This window comes from Pelomicrobium sp. P1 (genome assembly GCF_052805615.1).
The window spans coordinates 17858-39450 of record NZ_JBRBEM010000014.1 but is presented as its reverse complement, the minus strand read 5'-3'; the positions used below and the strand labels follow the sequence as shown (position 1 = coordinate 39450).

The following is a 21593-nucleotide window of genomic DNA, read 5'->3' as shown; positions in this document are numbered from 1 at the left end:
AATTCAGCCCTTTATAAACCTGCTCGGAGAAACAAGGTGCTGATTCCCCAAGCCTTTGCCCAGGGCGCGCCAGCGACGGGTGGCGCCGACTGGCTGAGCCTGCTGCCCCTGATCCTCATCTTCGTGCTGTTTTACTTCATGCTCATCCGCCCGCAGATGAAGCGGGCCAAGGAGCACAAGGCGATGATCGAGGCGCTGCAGAAGGGCGACGAAGTGGTCACCGCCGGCGGCACCCTCGGCCGCATCACCAAGGTGGGAGACGGGTACGTGACCCTGCAGGTGGCCGACAACGTGGAGATTCAGGTGCAGAAGCAGTCGATCCAGCTCCTGCTGCCCAAGGGCACGTTCAAGTCGGCGAAAGGCGAAGGATGACGGCCTCGGGCAACGTCTCGGCCGGCTGCGCCCGTCTTAGTCCGGTCCCTTTTGCCGGCCCGCGCCGACGATGAACCGCTACCCTCTCTGGAAGTACCTCCTGATCGGGACCATCCTCCTCATTGGGGTGGTCTACACCCTGCCCAATTTCTTCCCCGAGGTGCCGGCAGTCCAGGTCACGCCAGCCCGCTCCGCCGCCAAGGCCGACCCGGCCCTGCTGGAGCGGGTGGAAGCGGCCCTCAAGACCGCGGGCATTCCCCACCAAGGCGCGTTCCTCGATCCCACGGGGGTCAAGGTGCGCTTTACCGACACCGACACCCAGCTCAAGGCCAAGGACCTGCTGGCGACCCAGCTCGGCGAGCAGTACGTGGTGGCCTTGAACCTACTCTCCAGCTCGCCCCGCTGGCTCGCCGCCATCCGCGCCCTTCCCATGTACCTGGGCCTGGACCTGCGGGGCGGCGTCCACTTTCTGCTGCAGGTGGACATGAAGGCGGCGGTGGAGAAGGCCGCCGAGCGCTACGTCAACGACCTGCGCACCCTGTTGCGCGAGAACAAGATCGCCTACGGCGGCATCAGCCGCACCGGCACCACGGTCCAGGTCCGCTTCCGGGATCCCGCCGCCCGCGCCGAAGCAGTAAAGCTGATCGAGAAAAATTATCCGGAGCTCCTCCTGCGAGAGGAGGCCCAGGGCGGTGAACTCCTGCTCTCGGCCACTTTGAGGCCCGAGGCCGAGAAGCGGGTGCAAGAACTCGCCCTGCAGCAGAACCTGACCACCCTGCGCAACCGGGTGAACGAGCTGGGCGTGGCAGAACCCATCATCCAGCAGCAGGGCTCGGACCGCATCGTGGTCCAGCTCCCGGGCGTCCAGGACACGGCCAAGGCCAAGGAGATCCTGGGGCGCACCGCCACCCTGGAGATCCGCCTGGTGGACGAGACCCACGATCCCCTGGAAGCGGAGCGCACCGGCAATCTCCCCCTGGGGACCGAGCTCTACCGGGACCGGGACGGCACGCCCCTCCTGGTGAAAAAGAGCGTGGTGCTGACCGGCGAGCGCATCACCGACGCCCAGCCGGGCTTCGACAGCCGCACGGGAGAGCCGGCGGTCCACGTGACCCTGGACGGCACGGGCGCTCGGATCTTCAAGAACGTCACCCGCGAAAACGTGGGCAAGCGCATGGCGATCCTGCTGATCGAAAAGGGCCAGGCGGAGGTGATCACCGCGCCGGTCATCCGGGAGGAAATCGGCGGCGGGCGGGTGCAGATCAGCGGGCGCATGAACACCGAGGAGGCGCGGGACATCGCGCTCCTCCTGCGGGCCGGGGCCCTGGCCGCGCCCATGGAGATCGTGGAGGAGCGCACGGTCGGCCCCAGCCTGGGCCGGGAGAACATCGAGAAGGGCTTCGACTCCACCCTCTACGGCTTCGTCGCCATCGCCGCCTTCATGGCAGTGTACTACCGGGTGTTCGGCGTCATCGCCGTCGTGGCGCTGGCGACCAACGTGTTCCTGCTGGTGGCGATCATGTCCATGCTGCAGGCGACCCTGACGCTACCCGGCATCGCTGGCATCGCCTTGACCGTGGGCATGGCCATCGACGCCAACGTGCTCATCATCGAGCGCATCCGCGAGGAGCTCAAGAACGGCAATACACCCCAGGCGGCCATCCACGCGGGCTATGAACGGGCCTTCGACACCATCCTGGACTCCAACATCACCACCCTGATCGCGGGCTTCGCCCTGTTCTGGCTCGGCTCCGGCCCGGTGCGCGGCTTCGCCGTGACCCTGTGCATCGGCATCCTCACTTCCATCTTCAGCGCGGTCATGGTGTCCCGCGCCATCACCAACCTGATCTACGGCCGCCAGCGGCGCCTCGAGCGCCTGCCGGTGTAGAACGTCCCAGGAAGGCTGTCCCGGCATGCTCGAAATCATCCGCCTCCAGCGCGACATCCCGTTCATGAAATACGCCCGGGCGACGATCATCGTCTCCTCGATGTTCTTCGCCCTCGCCGTGGGGGCGCTGATCTTCCGGGGCTTAAACCTGGGAGTGGACTTCACTGGCGGCACGGTCATGGAGGTGGCTTATCCGAACGCCGCCGACCTGCCGAAGATCCGGGAGACCTTGAGCCGCGCCGGTTTCGGCGACGCCGTCGCCCAGGCATTCGGCACCGCCCGCGACGTGCTGATCCGGCTCCCGGTGCGGGAGGGCGTCACCTCGGCCCAGCTCTCGGAGCAGGTGCTCGCCGCCCTCAAGGCGGCCGACGCCGCGGTCGAGCTCCAGCGGGTCGAGTTCGTCGGCCCCCAGGTGGGGGCGGAGCTGCTCTACGACGGGTCGCTGGCCCTGCTAGTGGTCACCATCGGCATCATGATCTACCTGGCGGTGCGCTTCGAGTGGCGCTTCGCCGTGGGCGCCATCGTCGCCACGGCCCACGACATCGTGTTCATCCTGGGCCTGTTCGCCCTGTTCCAGTGGGAATTCTCCCTCACGGTGCTAGCTGCGGTGCTGGCGATCCTGGGCTATTCGGTCAACGACACCGTGGTGGTGTTCGACCGCATCCGGGAGAACTTCAAGAAGATGCGCAAGGCGAGCACGGCCGAGATCATCGACCACTCCATCACCCAGACCCTGGCGCGCACCGTGATCCTGTCGGGCACGACCCAGCTCATGGTGCTCGCCATTCTGTTCTTCGGCGGCGAGACGCTGTTCAACTTCGCCCTGGCCCTCACCATCGGCATCGTGGTCGGCACCTACTCGTCGGTGCTGGTGGCGAGCCCCGTGGTGATGTGGCTCGGAGTCTCCCGCGCCGATTTCGTGAAGCCGGAGAAAAAGAGCCAGGCGGACGCGACGCCGTGAGCTCGGGGTGAAACTCGGCCCGTGGACCTCGCCACTCTCGTCGATCTCCTCGTCCATCTGGACCGCCACCTGGTCTGGGTGGTGGAAAACTACGGGGTATGGATCTACGCCCTGCTGTTCCTGATCGTCTTCTGCGAAACCGGGCTGGTGGTCACCCCGTTTCTTCCGGGCGACTCGCTGCTCTTCGTCGCCGGCGCCCTGGCCGCGGCGGGAACGATGGACGTCCATCTGGTGGTGCTACTGCTCGTCGCGGCCGCGATTCTGGGGGACACGGTCAACTACTGGGTCGGCAAGGCGGTGGGGCCGCGGGTGTTCCACGAGGAGAACGCCCGCTTCTTCAGGAAGGAGTACCTGGACCGGACCCACCGCTTCTACGAGCGGCACGGGGGCAAGACCATCGTCATCGCCCGCTTCGTGCCCATCATCCGCACCTTCGCCCCCTTCGTCGCCGGCATCGGCACCATGGAGTACGGGCGCTTCCTGTTCTACAACGTGACGGGCGCGGTGCTGTGGGTCGTCTCCCTCACCTACGCCGGCTACTACTTCGGCAACCTGCCCTGGGTCAAGGCAAACCTCACCCTGGTAATCCTGGGCATCGTCCTGCTTTCCATCTCCCCGGGGATCTTCGAGTACCTGCGCCAGCGGGCGGCGGCGCGTCAGTAGAGGGCGCTCGCCAGCAGCCGCCGGTACTTGCTCACCAGCTCCCCCCGCTTGCCCAGCAGGTCGAAGACGGAGAGCATGGTCTTGCGCGCCGCCTCTTTAGCCTCGCCCCGGTCCCGGCGGACGACTTCCAGGAGCTCGGCCATCGCCGGCTCGTACTCCCCCCGGCTCGCGTAGTGGCGCGCCAGTCTGAGCCGGGCCTCCAGGTCGCCGGGATCGGCGGCGATGCGCTGGCGCAAGGCCTCCACGTCCTGCCTCTCCGCGCCGGCGAATTCCGCCCGGGCGACGAGGGCCGCTACTCGGGGCTCGTCCCGCGCGAAGATGGAAAGGTTTTCCAGCAGGGCTTTCGCTTCCTCCGCCCGGCCCTGGTCCAGGAGGATCTCCGCCCGGTCCCCCTTGATCCCTTCGTTCTCCGGCTCCAGGGCCTGGGCCTCGTCCAGGCGCGCCAAGGCCTCCTCCAGCCGGCCCGCCGCCCGCAGCGCCGCCGCCAGGCGGCGCAGCTCCTCGGCCCGGGAAGGAAAGAGCCGCTCGATGAACTGCCGCACCATGGACTCGGGAAGAGCGCCGGAGAATTCGTCCCGCACTTCCCCGTCCACGAAGGCCTTCACGTTGGGAATGCCGCGCACGCCGTAGCGCATGGCGAGCGCCGGGTTGTCGTCGGAATTCACCTTGGCCAGGAGAAAGCGGCCCTGGTATTCCTCCGCCAGCTTCTCCAGGATGGGCTTGAGGGCCCGGCAAGGGGCGCACCACGCGGCCCAGAAGTCCACCAGCACGGGCCGGCGCTTCGAGCCTTCGATCACCACCGCATCGAAATCGGATGCGTTGACGTCCAACGAATGGGCACTCATTTTTCCCACTCCCTATCGAATTCCTGGAAGAATTAAGGCCGGCGCCGGGAATTTCAACCCGGCCCCGGAAAGGGGGCGGCCCGGGGCTAGATTCTGCGGGCGAGCCGGGCCGCGAGCCCGGTGTAATCCCGGGGCGTGAGCCTGAGCAGCCGCTCCTTCTCCGGCTCGGGCAACGGGAGGTCCCGGATGAACTGGTGCAGCGCAGCCCGGGTGAGGGTCCCCTTTCCCCGGGTGAGCCGCTTGAGCTGCTCGTAGGGGTCGGGAAGCCCATGGCGGCGCATCACCGTCTGTACCGCCTCCGCCAGGACTTCCCACGCCCCGTCCAAGTCCTCCTCGAGCCGGGCCGGGTTGGCCTCCAGCTTGTCGAGCCCCTGGAGCAGGGCCTCGAAGCCCAGCACGCTGTGGCCCAAGGCGACGCCCACGTTGCGCAGCACCGTGGAGTCGGTGAGGTCCCGCTGCCAGCGGGAGACGGGGAGCTTGTCCGAGAGGTGCCGCAGCAACGCGTTGGCGAGCCCCAGGTTCCCCTCCGAGTTCTCGAAGTCGATGGGGTTCACCTTGTGGGGCATGGTGGAGGAGCCCACCTCCTCGGCCTCCGCCCGCTGCCTGAAATAGCCCAAGGCGATGTAGCCCCACAGGTCCCGGTCTAGGTCGATGCACACGGTGTTAGCGGCGGCCAGGGCGTCGAACAGCTCGGCCATGGCGTCGTGGGGCTCGATCTGGATGGTGTAGGGGTTAAAGGCGAGGCCCAGGCCTTCCACGAAACGCCGGGCGAAGCCTTCCCAGTCGAAGTCCGGGTAGGCCGCCAGGTGGGCGTTGTAGTTGCCCACCGCCCCATTCATCTTGCCGGTGAGCGTCACCGACTCGACGCGGCGGCGCGCCCGACGCAGCCGGTAGGCTACGTTCGCCATCTCCTTTCCCAAGGTGGTGGGAGAGGCGGGCTGCCCGTGGGTACGGGCCAGCATGGGCTGGTCGGCCAGCCGGTGGGCGAGCTCCGCAAGCGCCGCCTCCAGCCGTCGGATCAGGGGCAGCAGCACCTCTTCCCGCGCGCCTTGCAGCATCAGGCCATAGGCTAGGTTGTTGATGTCTTCCGAGGTGCAGGCAAAATGGATGAAAACCGAGGCGCGCTCTGCTTCCGGGTTGCCGGAGAGCCGCTCCCGAATCCAGTACTCGATGGCCTTGACGTCGTGGTTGGTGCGCGCTTCGATCGCCTTCACCGCCGCGGCGTCTTCGAGACCGAAGCGCTCCGCGAGCTCCCGCAGCGCCTGCACCGTGGCGGGAGAAAAGGCGGGAAGCTCCCGGATGGCGGGCTCGGCCGCGAGGGCCAGCAGCCACTCGATCTCCACCTTGACCCGCAGCCGGATCAGGGCCGCCTCGCTGAACCAGGCCCGCAGGCGCTCCACTTTGGCATGGTAGCGGCCGTCCAGCGGGGACAAGGCCGTGAGGGAGGAAAGGGTCATGAAAGAAGCCATTGCAAAACGCGAATTTTATCATGAGGCATGGGCACGCCCGGGAGGAGAAGCGGCTTTTCGCCGATGCTATAATTCGCCACCGGTTCTCGACGCGAGCCACGCCCTTCCATGAAGCTTCTCGGATCCCTGACCAGCCCCTTCGTGCGCAAAGTACGGATCGTGATGGCGGAAAAGCGCATCGAGTGCGATTTCGAGCCGCACGATCCCTGGGACGAAGCCACCCCCATCCCCCGGCTCAATCCCCTGGGCAAAGTACCCGTCCTCCTCATGGACGACGGCACCGCCCTGTTCGACTCCCGGGTGATCGTGGAATACCTGGACGGGCTCACGCCCGTCTCCCGGCTCATCCCCGACAACGGCCGCCCCCGGGTGATGGTGCGCCGCTGGGAGGCCCTCGCCGACGGGGTGCTGGAGGCGGCCATCGCCGTCTATCGGGAGGGCAAGCGGCCGGCCGCCCAGCAGAGCGGGGCGTGGATCGAGCGGCAGCAACGGAAGGTCTCCGCCGGCCTGGAAATGATGGCCGAAGAGCTGGGGGAGAAAAACTGGTGCCACGGGGAAGGCTATTCCCTCGCCGACATCGCGGTGGGCTGCTGCCTAGGGTGGCTCGGCTTCCGGCTGCCCGACCTGGATTGGGCCGGCGCCCACCCCAACCTCAAGCGGCTCTACGACAAGCTCAGCAAGCGCCCCTCTTTCACCGACACCGCACCGCCCAAGCCATGAGCGGCGGGGAACGGGTTTCAAGGCCTCATTCGATGAGACCTCCCCCCAGGCATACCCGGCTTTCGTAGATCACCACCGACTGGCCCGGCGTGACCGCCCATTGGGGCGCGGCGAAGCGCACCGTGGCGCGGCCGTCCACGATGCTGTCGATGGTGCACGGGGCGTCCGGCTGCCGGTAGCGGGTCTTGGCGGCGTAGACCCAATGGCACCGGGGGGCTTCCCTGCTCACCCAGGACAAGTCGGCGCAGGTGAGGCTGTCGCGCCACAGCAAGGGATGGTCTTGGCCCTGCACCACGATCAGCGCATTGCGGGCCAGATCCTTGCCCGCCACGTACCAGGGCGCGCCGGGCCCGCCGATCCCCAGGCCGTGGCGCTGGCCGAGGGTGTAGAACATGAGGCCCACGTGGCGGCCCACCACCTTCCCCTCAGGCGTCTCTATGGGGCCAGGCTGCTGGGGCAGGTAGCGCCCGAGGAATTCGCGAAACGGCCGCTCGCCAATGAAACAGATGCCGGTGGAGTCCTTCTTGTCGTGGACCGGAAGGCCGGCCCGGCGGGCGATCTCTCGCACCTCCCGCTTGTAGAGCCTGCCCAGGGGGAAGAGGGTTCGACCGAGCTGTTCCTGGTTCAGCCGGTACAGGAAATAGCTCTGGTCCTTAGTGCCGTCCTCGGCCTTGAGCAACTGGTACTTCCCATCCACTTCCCGCACCTGGGCGTAGTGGCCGGTGGCGATCCAGTCCGCCCCCATGCCCAGGGCATGGTCCAGAAACGCCTTGAACTTGATCTCGGCGTTGCACAGCACATCCGGGTTGGGGGTGCGCCCGGCCCGGTGCTCGGCCAGGAAGTGGCTGAACACCCGTTCCCGGTACTCCCGGGAGAAGTTGACCGCCTCGATCTCGATGCCGAGGACCTCCGCCACCGAGACCGCGTCCACTAGGTCCTGGCGCGAAGTGCAGTATTCCTCGTCATCGTCGTCCTCCCAGTTCTTCATGAACAGGCCGACCACCTCGAAGCCCCGCTCCTTGAGGAGCAGGGCCGCGACGGAGGAATCGACGCCGCCGGACATGCCGACGACCACGCGGGGGCGGGCCATGGGTCAGCCGAGGTGGGTCAAGACGTCCAGGGGATAGCGCCGGCCGGCGAGATAATCCTCCAGGCAGCGCAGCACCAGGGGGCTGCGGTGCCGGTCCCGGCTGGCTCGGATCTCTCCCGGGGCGAGCCAGGCCGCCCGGATGATGCCCCGGTCCAGGGGGCGCTCAGGCTCGTGGCCGGTCACGGCGCCGCAGAAGGCGAAACGCAGGTAGGTGATGCCCGTCTCCGCGTAGTGCCAGCGGTAGACCCCCAGCAGCCATTGGGGGGCGAAGCGATAACCGGTCTCCTCCAGGGTTTCCCGGGCCACCGCCTCCATCAAGGTCTCGTGGGGTTCCAGGTGGCCCGCCGGCTGGTTGAATCGGCGCCCCTTGCGGGTGCGCTCCTCTACCAGGAGAAACCGGCCGTCCTGCTCCACCACGGCCGCCACCGTGACGTTGGGCTTCCACACCATGGGGAAAATCGGAAAAAGATCTATTTTACCCCGCCGCCCGCGACCGTCGACGGGAATAAAAAAGGCAGGGCGGCTGCGCCCTGCCTTCCCGAAAGAAACCGGGACGCCCGGTTACTTCTTCGTTTCCTCCTTCTTCGCTTCCTCTTTCTTCTCTTCTTTCTTCTTCTTGTCGCCGGCCTTCTTCTCTTCGGCCTTCATTTCTTTCTTCTCTTCCTTCTTCTCCTGAGCCATCACGGGATTGGCGGCGAGCCCGAGGGCGATCAGAGAAGCGAACAGGGCGGACAGCAGCTTGCGCATTTTTTCCTCTGTTTAAGGTTAGGTGTTGATATGGGAAAAGACTAGCGACCGGCGAACCGGTCGCTAGCTTTAACGCGCTGCGCTGCCGGCGGTTGACACTGCACCCGAACCCCGGGCCCGGCGCCTACGCGCCACCCAGCCCCCTTATCCGCCAAGAATTCGCTTGAGCTTAAGCGCCGAAGTTCTTGGCGGCAAAGGCCCAGTTGACGATCTTCCAGAAGGCCCCCACGTAGTCCGGGCGCCGGTTGCGGTAATCGATATAGTAGGCGTGCTCCCACACGTCACAGGTGAGGAGCGGCCGATCCGGCCCGGTCAGGGGGGTCTGGGCGTTGGCGGTGTTCACAATGTCCAGGGTCCCATCGGCCTTTTTCACCAGCCAGGTCCAGCCCGAGCCGAAGTTCCCCACCGCGGCCTTGCTGAAGGCATCCTTGAACGCCTCGAAAGAGCCCCATTTCTTCTGGATGGCCTCGGCGAGCCTGCCCGAAGGCTCCCCTCCCCCCTGGGGAGAAAGGGAGTTCCAGTAGAAGGTATGGTTCCAGACCTGGGCCGCGTTGTTGAAAATGCCCCCCGCCGGCGCTTCCTTGACGATCTGCTCCAGGGGCATGTTTTCGAAGGCGCTGCCCTTGATCAGGTTGTTCAGGTTGGTCACGTAGGCCTGGTGGTGCTTCCCATAGTGATATTCCAGCGTTTCCCTGGAGATGTGGGGCTCCAGGGCATCCAGGGGATACGGGAGGGGGGGAAGCTCGTGCTGCATGAGGACTCTCCTTTCTTGGTTGTGAGGATCTAACCCGGGTATTCCACGAAGACGCCCCGGGACGCAACGCCAGCGCCGGCCGGCATCTCCCCGAGACGCATCCCACGCCGCTCAAAGGCGACGCTTCGCTTCCGGCAATGGAGCGACACGGCGCCGGAGCGCGCCGGCTTTGCGCCGGCCGGAAAGCGCTTCGGAAGCGATACCCCTTGGGGGGACTGCCGGCGGAGGCGGGCGGCCTGCCGCCCGCCTCCCGGGAAAAATACGTGCTTCTGCGAGGGAAAAGTCTACACTATGGCGGCTCAGCCGAAAAAGGCGGTGCGCAGGATGCCGCCGCTCGCCACCATGAAAAAGATCATGGGGATGGAGAGCATGGTGTTGGTGCGGGAGGCCAGGAAGGCCACGCGCCGCGCCCGGTTCTTCTCCTCGTCGGTGGCCTGGGTGAGGCCCAGGATCTTCTTCTGGTTGGGCCAGATCAGCACCCACACGTTGAACAGCATGATGGTGCCGAGCCAAGCTCCGACGCCGATGGGGACGAAGGCCCGATCGAGAAAGAAGAACGCGTCGAAGAAATGCTTCCCCAGCAGATTGGCGCCCGCAAGCCAGGTGACCACCGCCGCCCAGCGGAAGTAGAGCAACGCCCGGGGGGCCACGTGCTTGGTGATGCCCGCCGCGGTGCCGTCGGCCTGAGCCGCTTTCAGGGCATCCACCTGGACGAAATTGAAGTAATAGAGCAGGCCGATCCACATGATGCCGGCCAGGATGTGGATCCAGCGGCCGATGCCGAGCTGAACGAATTCCATGGTCAGCCTCCCAGGGCGAACTTGACGATGTAATAGAGGATCAGCGTGATGACGAGACCGGAGATGATGGTGCCCCACAACGAATCCAACGGGTTTTTCATTGTTTGCGCCCTCCTCTTAGTGGATCGAGTCTGAGACTCGTTGCCAGTCTAGGAACAATTCCCTGCGGGCGCAAATGCTGCCCCGCAGGGCCCTGGACGCCGGCCTCGAAGGAACGGGCGGAAGCGCCGGACCGGAGCCGCCCCGCCGGGGGTCAGGGCGCCTCCACCAGCTCCTTCAGCACGGCGCTCCAGGCCGCCCCCAGGTTGGGACGGTCGTAGCCCCCGCCGCCGAAGGCCATAAGCCGGCCCTGGGCGTACTCCTCGGCGAGGGCGGCGAGCCGCCGCGCCGCGTGGGCATGAGCCGCCGGGGAGTAGCGCAGGTGGGCCAAAGGATCCCCCGCCAGGCTGTCGGCGCCGCACTGCAAGATCACGAACTCGGGTTTGAAGCGGCGCAGATGCTCTTCCACCCGCTCCCACACCTGGAAGAACGCCTCGTCCCCCGCTCCCGGGGGCATGGGCACGTTGAGCTTGGTCCCCTCGGCGGGGCCGGTGCCCGTCTCGTCGGCGTGGCCCGTTCCCGGGTACAGGTAGCGGCCGTCCTCGTGGATGTCCGCCACGATCACGTCCGGGTCGTCCTCGTAGGCGTAAAAGACCCCATCACCATGATGGACATCGATGTCCACGTAGGCCACCCGGCGGATGCCGTAGTCCCGGCGCAGGGTCTCGATCAGCACCCCCGTGTCGTTGAAGACGCAGAAGCCCGCCGCCCGGCCGCGGCGGGCATGGTGCAGGCCCCCGATCGCCTGGAAAGTGCGGCGGCATTCCCCGTCCATGAGCCGCCGCAGCCCGTCCAGGGCCGAGCCCACCACCGTGGAGGCCGCTTCAAAAACGCCGGGGAAGGCCGGCGTGTCCCCATAGTCCAGATAGCCCCGCCCGGCCCGGGAGGCCCGCTCCACCTGCTCCAGGTAATCCGGCGTGTGGAAACGCTCCAGCTCGTCGCGCTTGGCCACCACAGGGGTTCGCAGCGCCGCCCGCTGATGCAAACCCTGGCGGGTCGCTTCCCTCAGGAACGCGGCCTGGCGGTCGGGGCCGAAGGGATGGCCGTCGGGGAAGCCGTAGCGGGCGAGCTCGTCGCCCACGTAGAGATAGACCTTGTCGCCCATGGCTGACCTCCTCCTTTGTTTCATCATAGTACCGGTCTCGGGGACGAGGATGCGGCGAGCCGGTCAGAGCACCCGCCCGCCCAGGGCGGCCCGGGCCAGCAGGAAGGCCGCCGCGCTCCAGGATTGGCCCCGCATCCCCATGGGCTCGCCGGTGCGGCCATGGAACCACTCGTAAAAGGCCCAGCCGCCCGCCGCGTTGGCCTGGGCGAGCCGGGCAAGCGCTGCCTGGGCCCTGGCCTTCTCGCCCAGGGCGGCGAGGGCCATCACCCAGAAGCCGCCGACCAAGGGCCAGCACCCGCCGTTATGGTATTGGTAGGCCAGGTTCTGCCGGTGCCGTCCCATATAGGCGCGCCACAGGGGAGCACCCGGCTCGATGGGAGAAAGGGTCACCCGCACCGGCACCGGCCGCTCCACCCCGGCGCGCTCCAGGACGCGCACGATGGCCCGGGCTCGGGCCTCGGGAGCGAGGCCCAGCAGCAGCGCCAGGAGGTTGCCGAACACGTCCCCCTCCTCGCCCCAAAAGGAAAAATTGACGAAGGAAAGATAAAGCTCCCGGTTGCGCGCCTTGCGGCGCACGAAATGGCCGAGCAGGCGCAGCCGGCGGTATTCGGGAAGCTCGGCGGAGAAAGGAAAGAACAGGTGATTGAAGTGGCGCCAGGTCTCCCGCTCGCCCGGCTGGCGGTAGAGCCGCTTGACGTAATACCACAGGGCGTTGGAATAGAGGACGTAGCCCGAGCGCGGCATGAGGTCGGCCCAGTCGGCGGCCTCGTTCTGCGCCACAAGGCCGAGCTTCGGATGCTCCTGGCATCGTAGCCAGTGGAGCCCCCGCTCCATCGCACCGGCATGGGAGCGCTCGAAGGCGCGGTCGCCGGTGAGCCGCACGTACTGGCGGGCGGCGATCAGCCACCACAAGGTGGCATCGATGCATCCCACGTACCAGAAGTCGGCCTCCTGCTCTCGGGGGCGCACGAACTTGGGAATCTGCCCATTGTCCGCTTGGTGGCGGGCGAGGGTGGCGAGGCTCGCCCGGGCTCCCTCCACCAGGTCGGGATCGCCGGAGCGCGCCATGGCCAGCGCGCACAGGCCGGCGTCCCGGGCGAACACGGCGTCGTAGCTCCGTTCCCGGGCGCGCCCGCCCGGCGTCGCCGCGAGGATGCCGTGGGGAGTCAGGTTTGCCTTGAGCAGCGTCGTCGCCCGCGCCGCGCATTCCTCGATCAATGCGCCGTCCTGCGGCCGCAACCCTTCTTTCCCCATGGAGCGTGAATCATACACGCATTGGCCCGCGCGGTACGCTGTGCTATATTGAACGGCGAGCTTCCGAACAAGAAGCGTCCACTATATGGGTGCGCTCATTCTTTTGCGCGAGCGCGCCTGCCAGCGGTTTCGAACAGTTGAGCAACGCCGGGTATCCGAAGACGTCGGTTCCCGGGCCAAGCCCACCCGAAGTACCCGCGTGCCCGGCCAACGGAGAGGAGAGGCTCGAACCTCATGATGGACCTGACCGCTGAACGCGCCGCCGCATCCACGCTCACCGAGCACGACGTCTATCTCTTCAAGGAAGGCAACCACGCCCGCCTGTATGAAAAGATGGGCTGCCATCTCACGAGCGAAGGCGGCGTCGAGGGCGCCCGCTTCGCCGTGTGGGCGCCAAACGCCCGGCAGGTCGCCGTCATCGGCGACTTCAACGGCTGGGACCCCGCCGCTCATCCCCTGCAGGCGCGGGACGACGGCTCCGGCATCTGGGAAGGCTTCGTGCCCCGCGTGCATCCGGGCCAGGCGTACAAGTACCGCATCCACTCCCGCTTCCACGACTACCAGGCGGACAAGGGCGATCCCTTTGCTTTTTACTGGGAGATGCCGCCCCAGACCGCTTCCCGTGCCTGGCGCCTCGACTACGAGTGGCACGACCAGGAATGGATGGCGAGCCGGCGCGCCCGCAACGCCCTAGACGCGCCCATCTCCATCTACGAGGTGCACCTGGGTTCCTGGCGCCGCGTGCCCGAGGATGGGTATCGCTCGCTCAATTACCGGGAGATCGCGCAGCCCCTGGCGGAGTATGCCCGCAGCATGGGCTTCACCCACGTGGAGCTGCTACCGGTCACCGAGCATCCCTTCTTCGGTTCCTGGGGCTACCAGGTGACTGGCTATTTCGCCCCTACCGCCCGCTACGGCACCCCCCAGGACTTCATGTACCTGGTAGACACGCTGCACCAACACGGGATCGGGGTGATCCTCGACTGGGTTCCCTCCCACTTCCCCAGCGACGGCCACGGGCTGTGCTACTTCGACGGAACTTATCTCTACGAGCACGCCGACCCGAAGCAGGGCTTCCACCCGGAGTGGAACAGCTACATCTTCAACTACGGACGCCACGAGGTGCGGGCTTTCCTCCTGTCCAGCGCCCTGTTCTGGCTGGACAAATACCATATCGACGGGCTGCGGGTGGACGCGGTGGCCTCCATGTTATACCTGGACTATGGGCGCAAGGAGGGCGAATGGATCCCCAACGTCTACGGCGGCAAAGAGAACCTGGAGGCCATCGCCTTCCTGCGCAAGCTGAACGAGCTGGTGTACCAGGCGTACCCCGACGTGCAGACCATCGCCGAGGAGTCCACCTCCTGGCCCATGGTGTCCCGTCCCACTTACTTGGGGGGCCTGGGCTTCGGCATGAAGTGGAACATGGGCTGGATGCACGACACCCTGGACTACATGCGCCAGGACCCCATCTACCGCAAGTACCACCACGACCGGCTCACCTTCAGCATCTGGTACGCTTTCTACGAGAACTTCGTCCTACCCCTATCCCACGATGAGGTGGTGCACGGCAAGGGCTCCCTGATCGGCAAGATGCCGGGCGACGCTTGGCAGCAGTTCGCCAACCTGCGCTTGCTCTACGGCTACATGTGGGCGCACCCGGGCAAGAAGCTGCTGTTCATGGGGGGCGAGTTCGGCCAGCGGCGGGAATGGCAGCACGACGAGAGCCTGGAGTGGCACGTGCTGCAGTATCCGGAGCACGGCGGGGTGCGGCAGTGGGTAGCGGATCTTAACCGCTTCTACGCCAAGGAGCCGGCGCTGTACGAGCTAGACTTCCACAACGAGGGCTTCGAGTGGGTGGACTGCCACGACGCCCAGGCGAGCGTCCTGTCCTTCCTGCGCTTCTCCCGGGACCGCAAGCGCACGGTCCTGGTGGTGTGCAACTTCACCCCAGTCCTGCGCCAGAACTACATCGTGGGCGTTCCTCACCGCGGTTTCTGGCGGGAGGCGCTCAACTCGGACGCGCCCTTCTACGGCGGCAGCGGCGCCGGCAACCTGGGCGGCGTGGAAGCCGCTCCGGTGCCCGCCCACGGGCGCTTCCACTCGGTGACCTTGACGCTCCCGCCCCTCGCCGCGCTCTATTTCACCCACGAGGGATGAAGAGATGGACGCTCCTCAAACCCTGCCCGCGAGCCAGCCCGCCGCGTCCCGGGACGGGCGCGTGCGGGCGGTGATCGAGGGCGTGCGCCCGGAGGTGGACTGCGGCCGCTTCCCCATCAAGCGGGTGGTCGGCGAGCGGGTGGTGGTGGAGGCCGACGCCTTCGCCGACGGCCACGACGTGCTGGCCTGCGTGCTGCGCTACCGCCACGAGGCGGAAAACGAGTGGCATGAGAGGGCGATGAAGCCCCTGGGCAACGACCGCTGGCGCGGGAGCTTTCCGGTGGAGCGCCTGGGCCGCTACCGCTACACCGTGACCGCCTGGGTGGACCCCTTCCTGTCCTGGCGGCACGATTTCGCCCGCCGCTCCGAGCCGGAGGACCTCCTGGTGGCCGCCCGGGTAGGCGCCAGGCTGATCCAGGAGGCGGCCGAGCGGGCACGGGCCCCGGAGGCCCAGGCGCTGCGGGAGTGGTCCGAGTGCCTGGCGCAGGCCCGGGAAGCCGGGGAAGCCCGCCGCGTCGGCTTGGACGAGGGCCTGGCAGGGCTGGCGATGCGCTATCCCGACCGGCGCCTGGCCGCCTACTACGACCGGGAGCTGGAAGTAGTGGTGGACCAGGTACGGGCCCGCTTTTCCACCTGGTACGAGCTGTTCCCCCGCTCCGCCAGCCCCGAGCCGGGCCGCCACGGCGCCTTCCGGGACGTGGAGGCGCGGCTGCCCTACATCGCGGCCATGGGCTTCGACGTGCTCTATCTTCCCCCGATCCATCCCATCGGCCGGGTGCGCCGCAAGGGGAAGAACAACGTCGTGAAAGCTGGCCCGGACGACGTGGGCAGTCCCTGGGCCATCGGCGCCGCGGAAGGCGGCCACAAGGCGGTGCACCCCGAGCTCGGAACGCTCGCGGACTTCCGCCGCCTGGTGGAGAAGGCTCGGGAGCATGGCCTCGAGATCGCTCTGGATATCGCCTTCCAGTGCGCCCCGGACCATCCCTATGTGAAGGAGCACCCGGAGTGGTTCCGCTGGCGCCCGGACGGCACGGTGCAGTACGCGGAAAACCCGCCCAAGAAATACCAGGACATCTATCCCTTCCATTTCGAGGGCGAGGCCTGGGCGTCCCTCTGGGCGGAGCTCAAAAGCGTGTTCGAGTTCTGGATCGAGCAGGGAGTGAAGATCTTCCGGGTAGACAACCCTCACACCAAGCCCTTTCCCTTCTGGGAGTGGGTGATCGGGGAGCTGAAGAAAGCCCACCCCGAGCTGATCTTCCTGTCGGAAGCCTTCACCCGACCCAAGGTGATGCACCGGCTGGCGAAGCTGGGCTTTACCCAGTCCTATACCTACTTTGCCTGGCGCAACACCAAGCAGGAGCTGACTGACTACTTCACCGAGCTCACCCAGGGCGAGGGGCGGGAGTACTTCCGGCCCAACGTCTGGCCCAATACCCCGGACATCCTCACCGAATTCCTCCAGTTCGGCGGCCGGCCGGCCTTCACCTGCCGGCTGTTGCTGGCGGCCACCCTGGCGGCGAGCTACGGGATCTACGGGCCGGCCTTCGAGCTGCAGGAGCACGAGCCCCGGGAACCGGGGAGCGAAGAATACAAGGACTCGGAGAAGTACCAGCTCCGCCACTGGGACCTGGACCGCCCCGACAGCCTGCGGGACCTGATCGCCCGGGTGAACGCCATCCGGCGGGAAAATCCCGCTCTGCAATCGGACTGGAGCCTCACCTTCCTGCCGGTGGACAACGACCAGTTGATCGCCTATATGAAATCCACCGAGGACGGGTCTAATCTCATGATCATGGTGGTCAACCTGGATCCCTACCACGCCCAGGCCGGCTGGGTGGAGCTGGACCTGGAAGCCCTGGGCCTGGACCCCCGCTCCCCCTACCAGATGCACGAGCTCCTTTCCGGCGCCCGGTATCTATGGAACGGAGCGCGCAATTTCGTGCAGCTCGCCCCGGGCATGGGTCACGTGTTCCGGCTGCGCCGGCGCGTGCGCACCGAGCGGGACTTCGACTATTTCATGTGAAAAGGATCGTCCGCCGTGGATCAGCCAACCCACGAGTTGCTGGCACCGGAAGCGGCCCCCAAGGCTTTCGCCTGGGCCGACGATCCCCTCTGGTACAAGGACGCGATCATTTACGAGCTGCACGTGAAGGCCTTTTTCGATTCCAACAACGACGGCATCGGGGACTTCAAGGGGCTCACCGCCAAGCTCGACTACGTACAGGAGCTGGGGGTCAACACGATCTGGATCCTGCCCTTCTACCCCTCACCCCTCAAGGACGACGGCTACGACATCTCCGACTACCACAACGTGCATCCCGACTACGGCACCCGCAACGACTTCCGGCTGTTCATGCGGGAAGCCCACCGGCGGGGCCTGAAGGTCATCACCGAGCTGGTGATCAACCACACCTCGGACCAGCATCCGTGGTTCCAGGCGGCCCGGCGGGCCCCGCCCGGCTCGTCCAAGCGCAACTTCTACGTGTGGAGCGAAACCGCCAAGAAATACGCCGGCACGCGCATCATCTTCACCGACACGGAGGTGTCCAACTGGGCCTGGGACGACGTGGCCAAGGCCTACTACTGGCATCGCTTCTTCAGCCACCAGCCGGACTTGAATTTCGACAACCCGCGGGTGCTGAAGGCGGTCATCCGCGTGATGCGCTTCTGGATGGACATGGGGGTGGACGGCATGCGGCTGGACGCCATCCCCTACCTGGTAGAGCGGGAGGGCACCAACAACGAGAACCTCCCGGAAACCCACGCCGTCATCAAGCAGATCCGGGCCGAGATCGACGCCCATTACAAGAACAAGATGCTACTGGCCGAGGCCAACCAGTGGCCGGAGGACGTGCGGGAGTACTTCGGCGACGGCGACGAGTGCCACATGGCCTATCACTTCCCCCTGATGCCGCGCCTGTTCATGGCCATCGCCCAGGAGGACCGGCACCCGGTGATCGAGATCATGCGCCAGACGCCGGACATCCCCGAGAACTGCCAGTGGGCCATCTTTCTGCGTAACCACGACGAGCTCACCCTGGAGATGGTGACCGACCGGGAGCGGGACTACCTGTACCGGATGTACGCCGCCGACCCGCGCATGCGCCTCAATGTGGGCATCCGCCGGCGCCTGGCGCCGCTCATGGACAACGACCGGCGCAAGATCGAGCTCATGACCTGGCTCCTCATGACTCTGCGCGGCTCGCCCATCCTGTACTATGGCGACGAGATCGGCATGGGCGACAACATCTACCTGGGGGACCGCAACGGGGTGCGCACCCCCATGCAGTGGAGCATCGACCGCAACGGGGGCTTTTCCCGCTGCGACCCCCAGCGCCTGTACCTGCCCCCCATCATGGACCCGGTGTACGGCTACCAGGCGGTCAACGTGGAGGCCCAGGCGCGCAACCCCAGCTCCCTCCTCAACTGGACCCGGCGGCTGATCCAGGTGCGCAAAGGCCACCGCTCCTTCGGGCGCGGCACCCTCACCTTCCTCGAGCCCGGCAACCGCAAAATCCTGGCCTACCTGAGGGAATACGACAACGAGGTCATCCTCTGCGTCGCCAATCTCTCCCACACTCCCCAGGCGGTAGAGCTGGATCTCGCCCGCTTTGTCGGCCGCGTCCCCGTGGAGTTATCGAGCAATATTTCCTTTCCCCCGATTGGCCACCTCCCCTACCTGCTCACCCTGCCCGCCTACGGCTACTACGGCTTCGCCCTATCCCTTGAGGCCCCGGTGCCCGAGTGGCATGAGGAGAAGCTGCCCCACCGGGAGCTTCCAGTGCTGGTGCTGTTGGAAGGGTTGCGCACCTTCTTCCAGGCAAAAGGCGGGGCGAAGGATATCAAGCGTCTCATCGCCTCCCGCACCCGGGAGCAGCTCCAGCGGGAGGTGCTGCTCCCTTACATGTCCACCAAGCGCTGGTTCGCCGCCAAAGGGCATCCGGTCAAGCGTATCGAGCTGGTGGACGAAGGCGAGTGGACCACCGCCGAGGGAAGCTGGCTGCTGGCGTTCCTGGAGGTGGAGTGCGAAGACATCCCGATCCAGACCTACTTCCTGCCCCTGGCCATTGCCTGGGAGGAAAAGGGCGAGGATCCCCTACACCGTTTCGGCGCCTGGACCCTGGCCCGGGTGCGCCAGAAGGAGAAAATGGGGATCCTCTACGGCGCTTTCGGCGATCCCCGGTTCTGCCGGGCCCTGGCCCGGGCCATGGGCACCAACGCCGAGGTGCCCTTCGCCCACGGCCGGCTCAAGTTCACCTGTACCTCCGCCTATTCCCTCCACGCGGCGGCCATCGACGAGCCGGTGCACCACCCGGCCCTGGACCAGAGCAATACGGGCGTATTCTTCGGCAACAAGCTCTACCTCAAGGGCTACCGGCGCCTGTCGGAGGGGGTGAGCCCCGAGCTGGAAATCGGGCGCTTCCTCACCGACGTCTCCCCCTTCCCCCACATCGTCCCGGTCCTCGGCGCGGTGGAGTACCTGCGCGACGATGGCACCATTATCACCCTGGCCCTGCTGCAGCAGTACGTGGAGAACCAAGGCAGCGCCTGGACCTTCACCGTGGACTACCTGGAACGGCTGACCCAGACCCTGTCTGCCGGCACCGAGCTGCCCGAGCCCGAGCGCCGGGTCGAGAATCCCCACGGAATGTACCTGGCGCTGGCGGAAACCCTCGGCCGGCGGGTGGGCGAGCTGCACCAGGCCTTCGCCCGCACGACCGGCGATCCGGCCTTCGATCCCGAGCCCGCCACCCCCGAGGACTACCGGCGCTGGGTGCAGCGGGTGCGCGAGGACGCGGTGCGCACCCTGGACGCCTTGGAAGAACGGCGCTCGCAGCTTCCCGAGGCGGTGCGCCCGCCGGTAGAGGCGCTGCTGGGACGGCGGCTCTCCATGCTCGACTGGCTGGACGAGCTCTCGCTGGAGGGACCCGCCCTGGCGAAGACCCGCTACCACGGGGACCTGCACCTGGGGCAGGTGCTGCTCAGTCAGCACGACTTCATCTTCATCGACTTCGAGGGCGAGCCGGCCCGGCCCCTGGCCGAGCGGCGGGCCAAGCACTCGCCCCTACGGGACGTGGCGGGAATGGTGCGCTCGTTCAACTACGCCGCGGCCGCCGCCGTCGGCCACCAGGCGGAGCAGCCGGAGGAGAAACGCCAGGCCCTGGAGTCCGCCATCGGCGAATGGGAAAGTCAGGCGGTGGAGGCCTTCTTCGCCGGCTACCGGGGCGCCACCCGCGACTGCCCTTCGGTGCCCGCGGACGCCGGCCACTGGCAGCGATTGCTGGAACTGTTCATTCTGGAGAAGGCGCTCTACGAGCTGCGCTACGAGATGGATAACCGGCCCGACTGGGTCGCCATTCCGGTGCGGGGGCTCCTGGCGCTTTCTCTCTCACGAGGAGGGTGAATCCCGTGGCAGGGCCCAAAATCCTGGCGATGGTGCTGGCGGGGGGCGAGGGAACGCGCCTCTTTCCCCTGACGGCGGAGCGGTCCAAGCCAGCCGTGCCCTTCGGCGGCCGCTACCGCATCGTCGACTTCGTGCTTTCCAACCTGATCAACTCCGAGATCCATTCCATCTACGTGCTGGTGCAGTACAAGTCCCAGTCCCTGATCGAGCACATCCACCGGGCCTGGGTGCTTTCGCCCATCATCCCGGGGCAGTTCGTTTCCATCGTGCCGCCCCAGATGCGGGAGGGCCCGGAGTGGTTCCAGGGCACGGCGGACGCGGTGTATCAAAACCTAAACCTGCTCGACCCCCACGCCCCCGACCTGGTGGCGGTGTTCGGCGCCGATCACGTCTATCGGATGGACATCCGGCAGATGGTGCGCTTCCACCTGGAGCGGGAGGCCGAGGTGACGGTGGCAGCGCTTCCGGTGCCGATCCAGGAGGCTTCCGCCTTCGGCATCGTAGAGGCCAACCGCAGCGGGCGCATCACCGGCTTCGTCGAGAAGCCGGTCTCTCCGCCTCCCATGCCCTCGGATCCTGAGCGGGCCTTCGCCTCCATGGGCAACTACCTGTTCAACACCCAGGTGCTGATCGAGGCCCTGCACGAAGCCCGGCGCCTGGGGGAGAAGGACTTCGGCCGGGACGTGATCCCGCGGTTGATCGCCAGTCACCGGGTGTTCGCCTACGATTTTTCCAAGAACAAGGTGCCTGGCGTGCGCTCTTACGAGGAACCCGCCTATTGGCGCGACGTGGGCACCATCGACGCCTTTTACGCCGCCCATCGCGATACCCTCGGGACGGAGCCCCGCTTCAACCTGTTCAATCCCCGCTGGCCGATTCTCTCCAGCGGCTATCAAGGACCGGTGGCGGCTATCGTCCGCGGCACCCTGGAGAATTGCGACGTGGGCGCCGGAAGCCTCATCAAAGACGCCACGGTACGCAACTCCGTGCTGCGCCGGGAAGTCCTGCTGGAAGAAGACGTGGTGGTCGAAGACTCCATCGTGATGGACTACACTATCGTGCGCGCCGGCGCTCGGCTTAAACGGGTGATCGTGGACCGCTACAATGTCCTCGGACCGGGCGAGCGCATCGGCTACAATCTGGACGAGGACAAGAAGCGCTTTCACGTGACCGGATCGGGCATCGTCGTGATCCCCAAGGGCGCCCACCGCGCCGATACCCGGCGCTATTACTGATCGGTCTCTCGCCGGCCCGGAGGGGTC

Annotated in this window: 18 protein-coding genes; 9 read left to right on the top strand and 9 right to left on the bottom strand. The window is 66.6% G+C overall.

Going from position 1 to position 21593, the window contains the following annotated elements; all coding sequences use genetic code 11:
- Positions 1 to 36 precede the first annotated feature (36 nt).
- From yajC to ACUVYZ_RS13510, 4 genes are all read left to right on the top strand, one after another.
- Complete coding sequence (gene yajC, locus ACUVYZ_RS13525) at positions 37 to 372, top strand: preprotein translocase subunit YajC (RefSeq protein WP_439934994.1); 336 nt, start codon at positions 37 to 39, stop codon at positions 370 to 372.
- A gap of 70 nt (positions 373 to 442) precedes the next feature.
- A complete protein-coding gene (gene secD / locus ACUVYZ_RS13520) occupies positions 443 to 2260 on the top strand; it encodes a protein translocase subunit SecD (protein ID WP_439934995.1) in 1818 nt (605 codons plus the stop codon).
- A 25-nt stretch (positions 2261 to 2285) separates the two neighbouring features.
- Positions 2286 to 3221: a protein translocase subunit SecF gene (gene secF / locus ACUVYZ_RS13515; protein ID WP_439934996.1), complete on the top strand. Its 936-nt coding sequence runs from the start codon at positions 2286 to 2288 to the stop codon at positions 3219 to 3221.
- A 21-nt stretch (positions 3222 to 3242) separates the two neighbouring features.
- Positions 3243 to 3884 carry a DedA family protein gene (locus ACUVYZ_RS13510; protein ID WP_439934997.1) on the top strand — a complete coding sequence of 214 codons (642 nt, stop codon included), beginning with the start codon at positions 3243 to 3245 and terminating at the stop codon, positions 3882 to 3884.
- On the opposite strand, the gene ACUVYZ_RS13505 is transcribed toward ACUVYZ_RS13510, so the two are convergent.
- Together ACUVYZ_RS13505 and purB are read right to left on the bottom strand one after the other, a co-directional pair.
- The gene (locus ACUVYZ_RS13505; protein ID WP_439934998.1) at positions 3878 to 4729 is read right to left on the bottom strand and encodes a tetratricopeptide repeat protein; all 852 of its coding nucleotides are present in this window, start codon (positions 4727 to 4729) and stop codon (positions 3878 to 3880) included. The two genes, ACUVYZ_RS13510 and ACUVYZ_RS13505, sit on opposite strands and share 7 nt — an antisense overlap.
- 86 nt (positions 4730 to 4815) lie before the next feature.
- Positions 4816 to 6186 carry an adenylosuccinate lyase gene (gene purB, locus ACUVYZ_RS13500; RefSeq protein ID WP_439934999.1) on the bottom strand — a complete coding sequence of 457 codons (1371 nt, stop codon included), beginning with the start codon at positions 6184 to 6186 and terminating at the stop codon, positions 4816 to 4818.
- Positions 6187 to 6306: 120 nt separating this feature from the next.
- Here purB and ACUVYZ_RS13495 point away from each other — a divergent pair, with 120 nt between their 5' ends.
- Positions 6307 to 6918: a glutathione S-transferase gene (locus tag ACUVYZ_RS13495; protein ID WP_439935000.1), complete on the top strand. Its 612-nt coding sequence runs from the start codon at positions 6307 to 6309 to the stop codon at positions 6916 to 6918.
- Between the two features lie 25 nt (positions 6919 to 6943).
- Here the strand turns inward: ACUVYZ_RS13495 and mnmA are convergent, their stop codons facing one another.
- The 7 genes from mnmA to ACUVYZ_RS13460 form a co-directional block, all read right to left on the bottom strand.
- A complete protein-coding gene (gene mnmA, locus ACUVYZ_RS13490) occupies positions 6944 to 8008 on the bottom strand; it encodes a tRNA 2-thiouridine(34) synthase MnmA (protein WP_439935001.1) in 1065 nt (354 codons plus the stop codon).
- 3 nt (positions 8009 to 8011) lie between these two features.
- The gene (locus ACUVYZ_RS13485) at positions 8012 to 8458 is read right to left on the bottom strand and encodes an NUDIX hydrolase (protein ID WP_439935002.1); all 447 of its coding nucleotides are present in this window, start codon (positions 8456 to 8458) and stop codon (positions 8012 to 8014) included.
- Between the two features lie 111 nt (positions 8459 to 8569).
- A complete protein-coding gene (locus ACUVYZ_RS13480; RefSeq protein ID WP_439935003.1) occupies positions 8570 to 8755 on the bottom strand; it encodes a hypothetical protein in 186 nt (61 codons plus the stop codon).
- A 169-nt stretch (positions 8756 to 8924) separates the two neighbouring features.
- Positions 8925 to 9509, bottom strand: coding sequence for a superoxide dismutase (locus ACUVYZ_RS13475; protein ID WP_439935004.1), 585 nt, complete (start codon positions 9507 to 9509; stop codon positions 8925 to 8927).
- A gap of 299 nt (positions 9510 to 9808) precedes the next feature.
- A complete protein-coding gene (locus ACUVYZ_RS13470) occupies positions 9809 to 10309 on the bottom strand; it encodes a urate hydroxylase PuuD (RefSeq protein ID WP_439935005.1) in 501 nt (166 codons plus the stop codon).
- Between the two features lie 253 nt (positions 10310 to 10562).
- On the bottom strand, positions 10563 to 11513 hold the full coding sequence (locus ACUVYZ_RS13465; protein WP_439935006.1) for an acetoin utilization protein AcuC: 951 nt from the start codon (positions 11511 to 11513) through the stop codon (positions 10563 to 10565).
- Positions 11514 to 11576: 63 nt separating this feature from the next.
- Complete coding sequence (locus ACUVYZ_RS13460) at positions 11577 to 12767, bottom strand: amylo-alpha-1,6-glucosidase (protein WP_439935007.1); 1191 nt, start codon at positions 12765 to 12767, stop codon at positions 11577 to 11579.
- 237 nt (positions 12768 to 13004) lie between these two features.
- Between ACUVYZ_RS13460 and glgB the strand changes: the two genes are divergently transcribed.
- The 4 genes from glgB to ACUVYZ_RS13440 are packed head-to-tail and all read left to right on the top strand — an operon-like array spanning position 13005 to position 21566.
- On the top strand, positions 13005 to 14927 hold the full coding sequence (gene glgB, locus ACUVYZ_RS13455) for a 1,4-alpha-glucan branching protein GlgB (protein WP_439935021.1): 1923 nt from the start codon (positions 13005 to 13007) through the stop codon (positions 14925 to 14927).
- A 4-nt stretch (positions 14928 to 14931) separates the two neighbouring features.
- Entirely contained in the window at positions 14932 to 16950 is a 2019-nt protein-coding gene (locus tag ACUVYZ_RS13450; protein ID WP_439935008.1) for an alpha-1,4-glucan--maltose-1-phosphate maltosyltransferase, read from the top strand.
- Positions 16951 to 16965: 15 nt separating this feature from the next.
- Positions 16966 to 20331: a maltose alpha-D-glucosyltransferase gene (treS, locus tag ACUVYZ_RS13445; protein ID WP_439935009.1), complete on the top strand. Its 3366-nt coding sequence runs from the start codon at positions 16966 to 16968 to the stop codon at positions 20329 to 20331.
- Between the two features lie 5 nt (positions 20332 to 20336).
- On the top strand, positions 20337 to 21566 hold the full coding sequence (locus ACUVYZ_RS13440) for a glucose-1-phosphate adenylyltransferase (protein ID WP_439935010.1): 1230 nt from the start codon (positions 20337 to 20339) through the stop codon (positions 21564 to 21566).
- Positions 21567 to 21593 lie beyond the last annotated feature (27 nt).

Coding starts and splice junctions, on each gene's coding strand:
- ACUVYZ_RS13450 (WP_439935008.1), top strand. CDS start 14,932: ATGGACGCTCCTCAAACCCTGCCCGCGAGCCAGCCCGCCGCGTCCCGG.
- glgB (WP_439935021.1), top strand. CDS start 13,005: ATGGACCTGACCGCTGAACGCGCCGCCGCATCCACGCTCACCGAGCAC.
- ACUVYZ_RS13475 (WP_439935004.1), bottom strand. CDS start 9,509: ATGCAGCACGAGCTTCCCCCCCTCCCGTATCCCCTGGATGCCCTGGAG.
- ACUVYZ_RS13495 (WP_439935000.1), top strand. CDS start 6,307: ATGAAGCTTCTCGGATCCCTGACCAGCCCCTTCGTGCGCAAAGTACGG.
- purB (WP_439934999.1), bottom strand. CDS start 6,186: ATGACCCTTTCCTCCCTCACGGCCTTGTCCCCGCTGGACGGCCGCTAC.
- secD (WP_439934995.1), top strand. CDS start 443: ATGAACCGCTACCCTCTCTGGAAGTACCTCCTGATCGGGACCATCCTC.
- ACUVYZ_RS13465 (WP_439935006.1), bottom strand. CDS start 11,513: ATGGGCGACAAGGTCTATCTCTACGTGGGCGACGAGCTCGCCCGCTAC.
- ACUVYZ_RS13485 (WP_439935002.1), bottom strand. CDS start 8,458: ATGGTGTGGAAGCCCAACGTCACGGTGGCGGCCGTGGTGGAGCAGGAC.
- ACUVYZ_RS13480 (WP_439935003.1), bottom strand. CDS start 8,755: ATGCGCAAGCTGCTGTCCGCCCTGTTCGCTTCTCTGATCGCCCTCGGG.
- mnmA (WP_439935001.1), bottom strand. CDS start 8,008: ATGGCCCGCCCCCGCGTGGTCGTCGGCATGTCCGGCGGCGTCGATTCC.
- secF (WP_439934996.1), top strand. CDS start 2,286: ATGCTCGAAATCATCCGCCTCCAGCGCGACATCCCGTTCATGAAATAC.
- ACUVYZ_RS13470 (WP_439935005.1), bottom strand. CDS start 10,309: ATGGAATTCGTTCAGCTCGGCATCGGCCGCTGGATCCACATCCTGGCC.
- ACUVYZ_RS13505 (WP_439934998.1), bottom strand. CDS start 4,729: ATGAGTGCCCATTCGTTGGACGTCAACGCATCCGATTTCGATGCGGTG.
- ACUVYZ_RS13460 (WP_439935007.1), bottom strand. CDS start 12,767: ATGGGGAAAGAAGGGTTGCGGCCGCAGGACGGCGCATTGATCGAGGAA.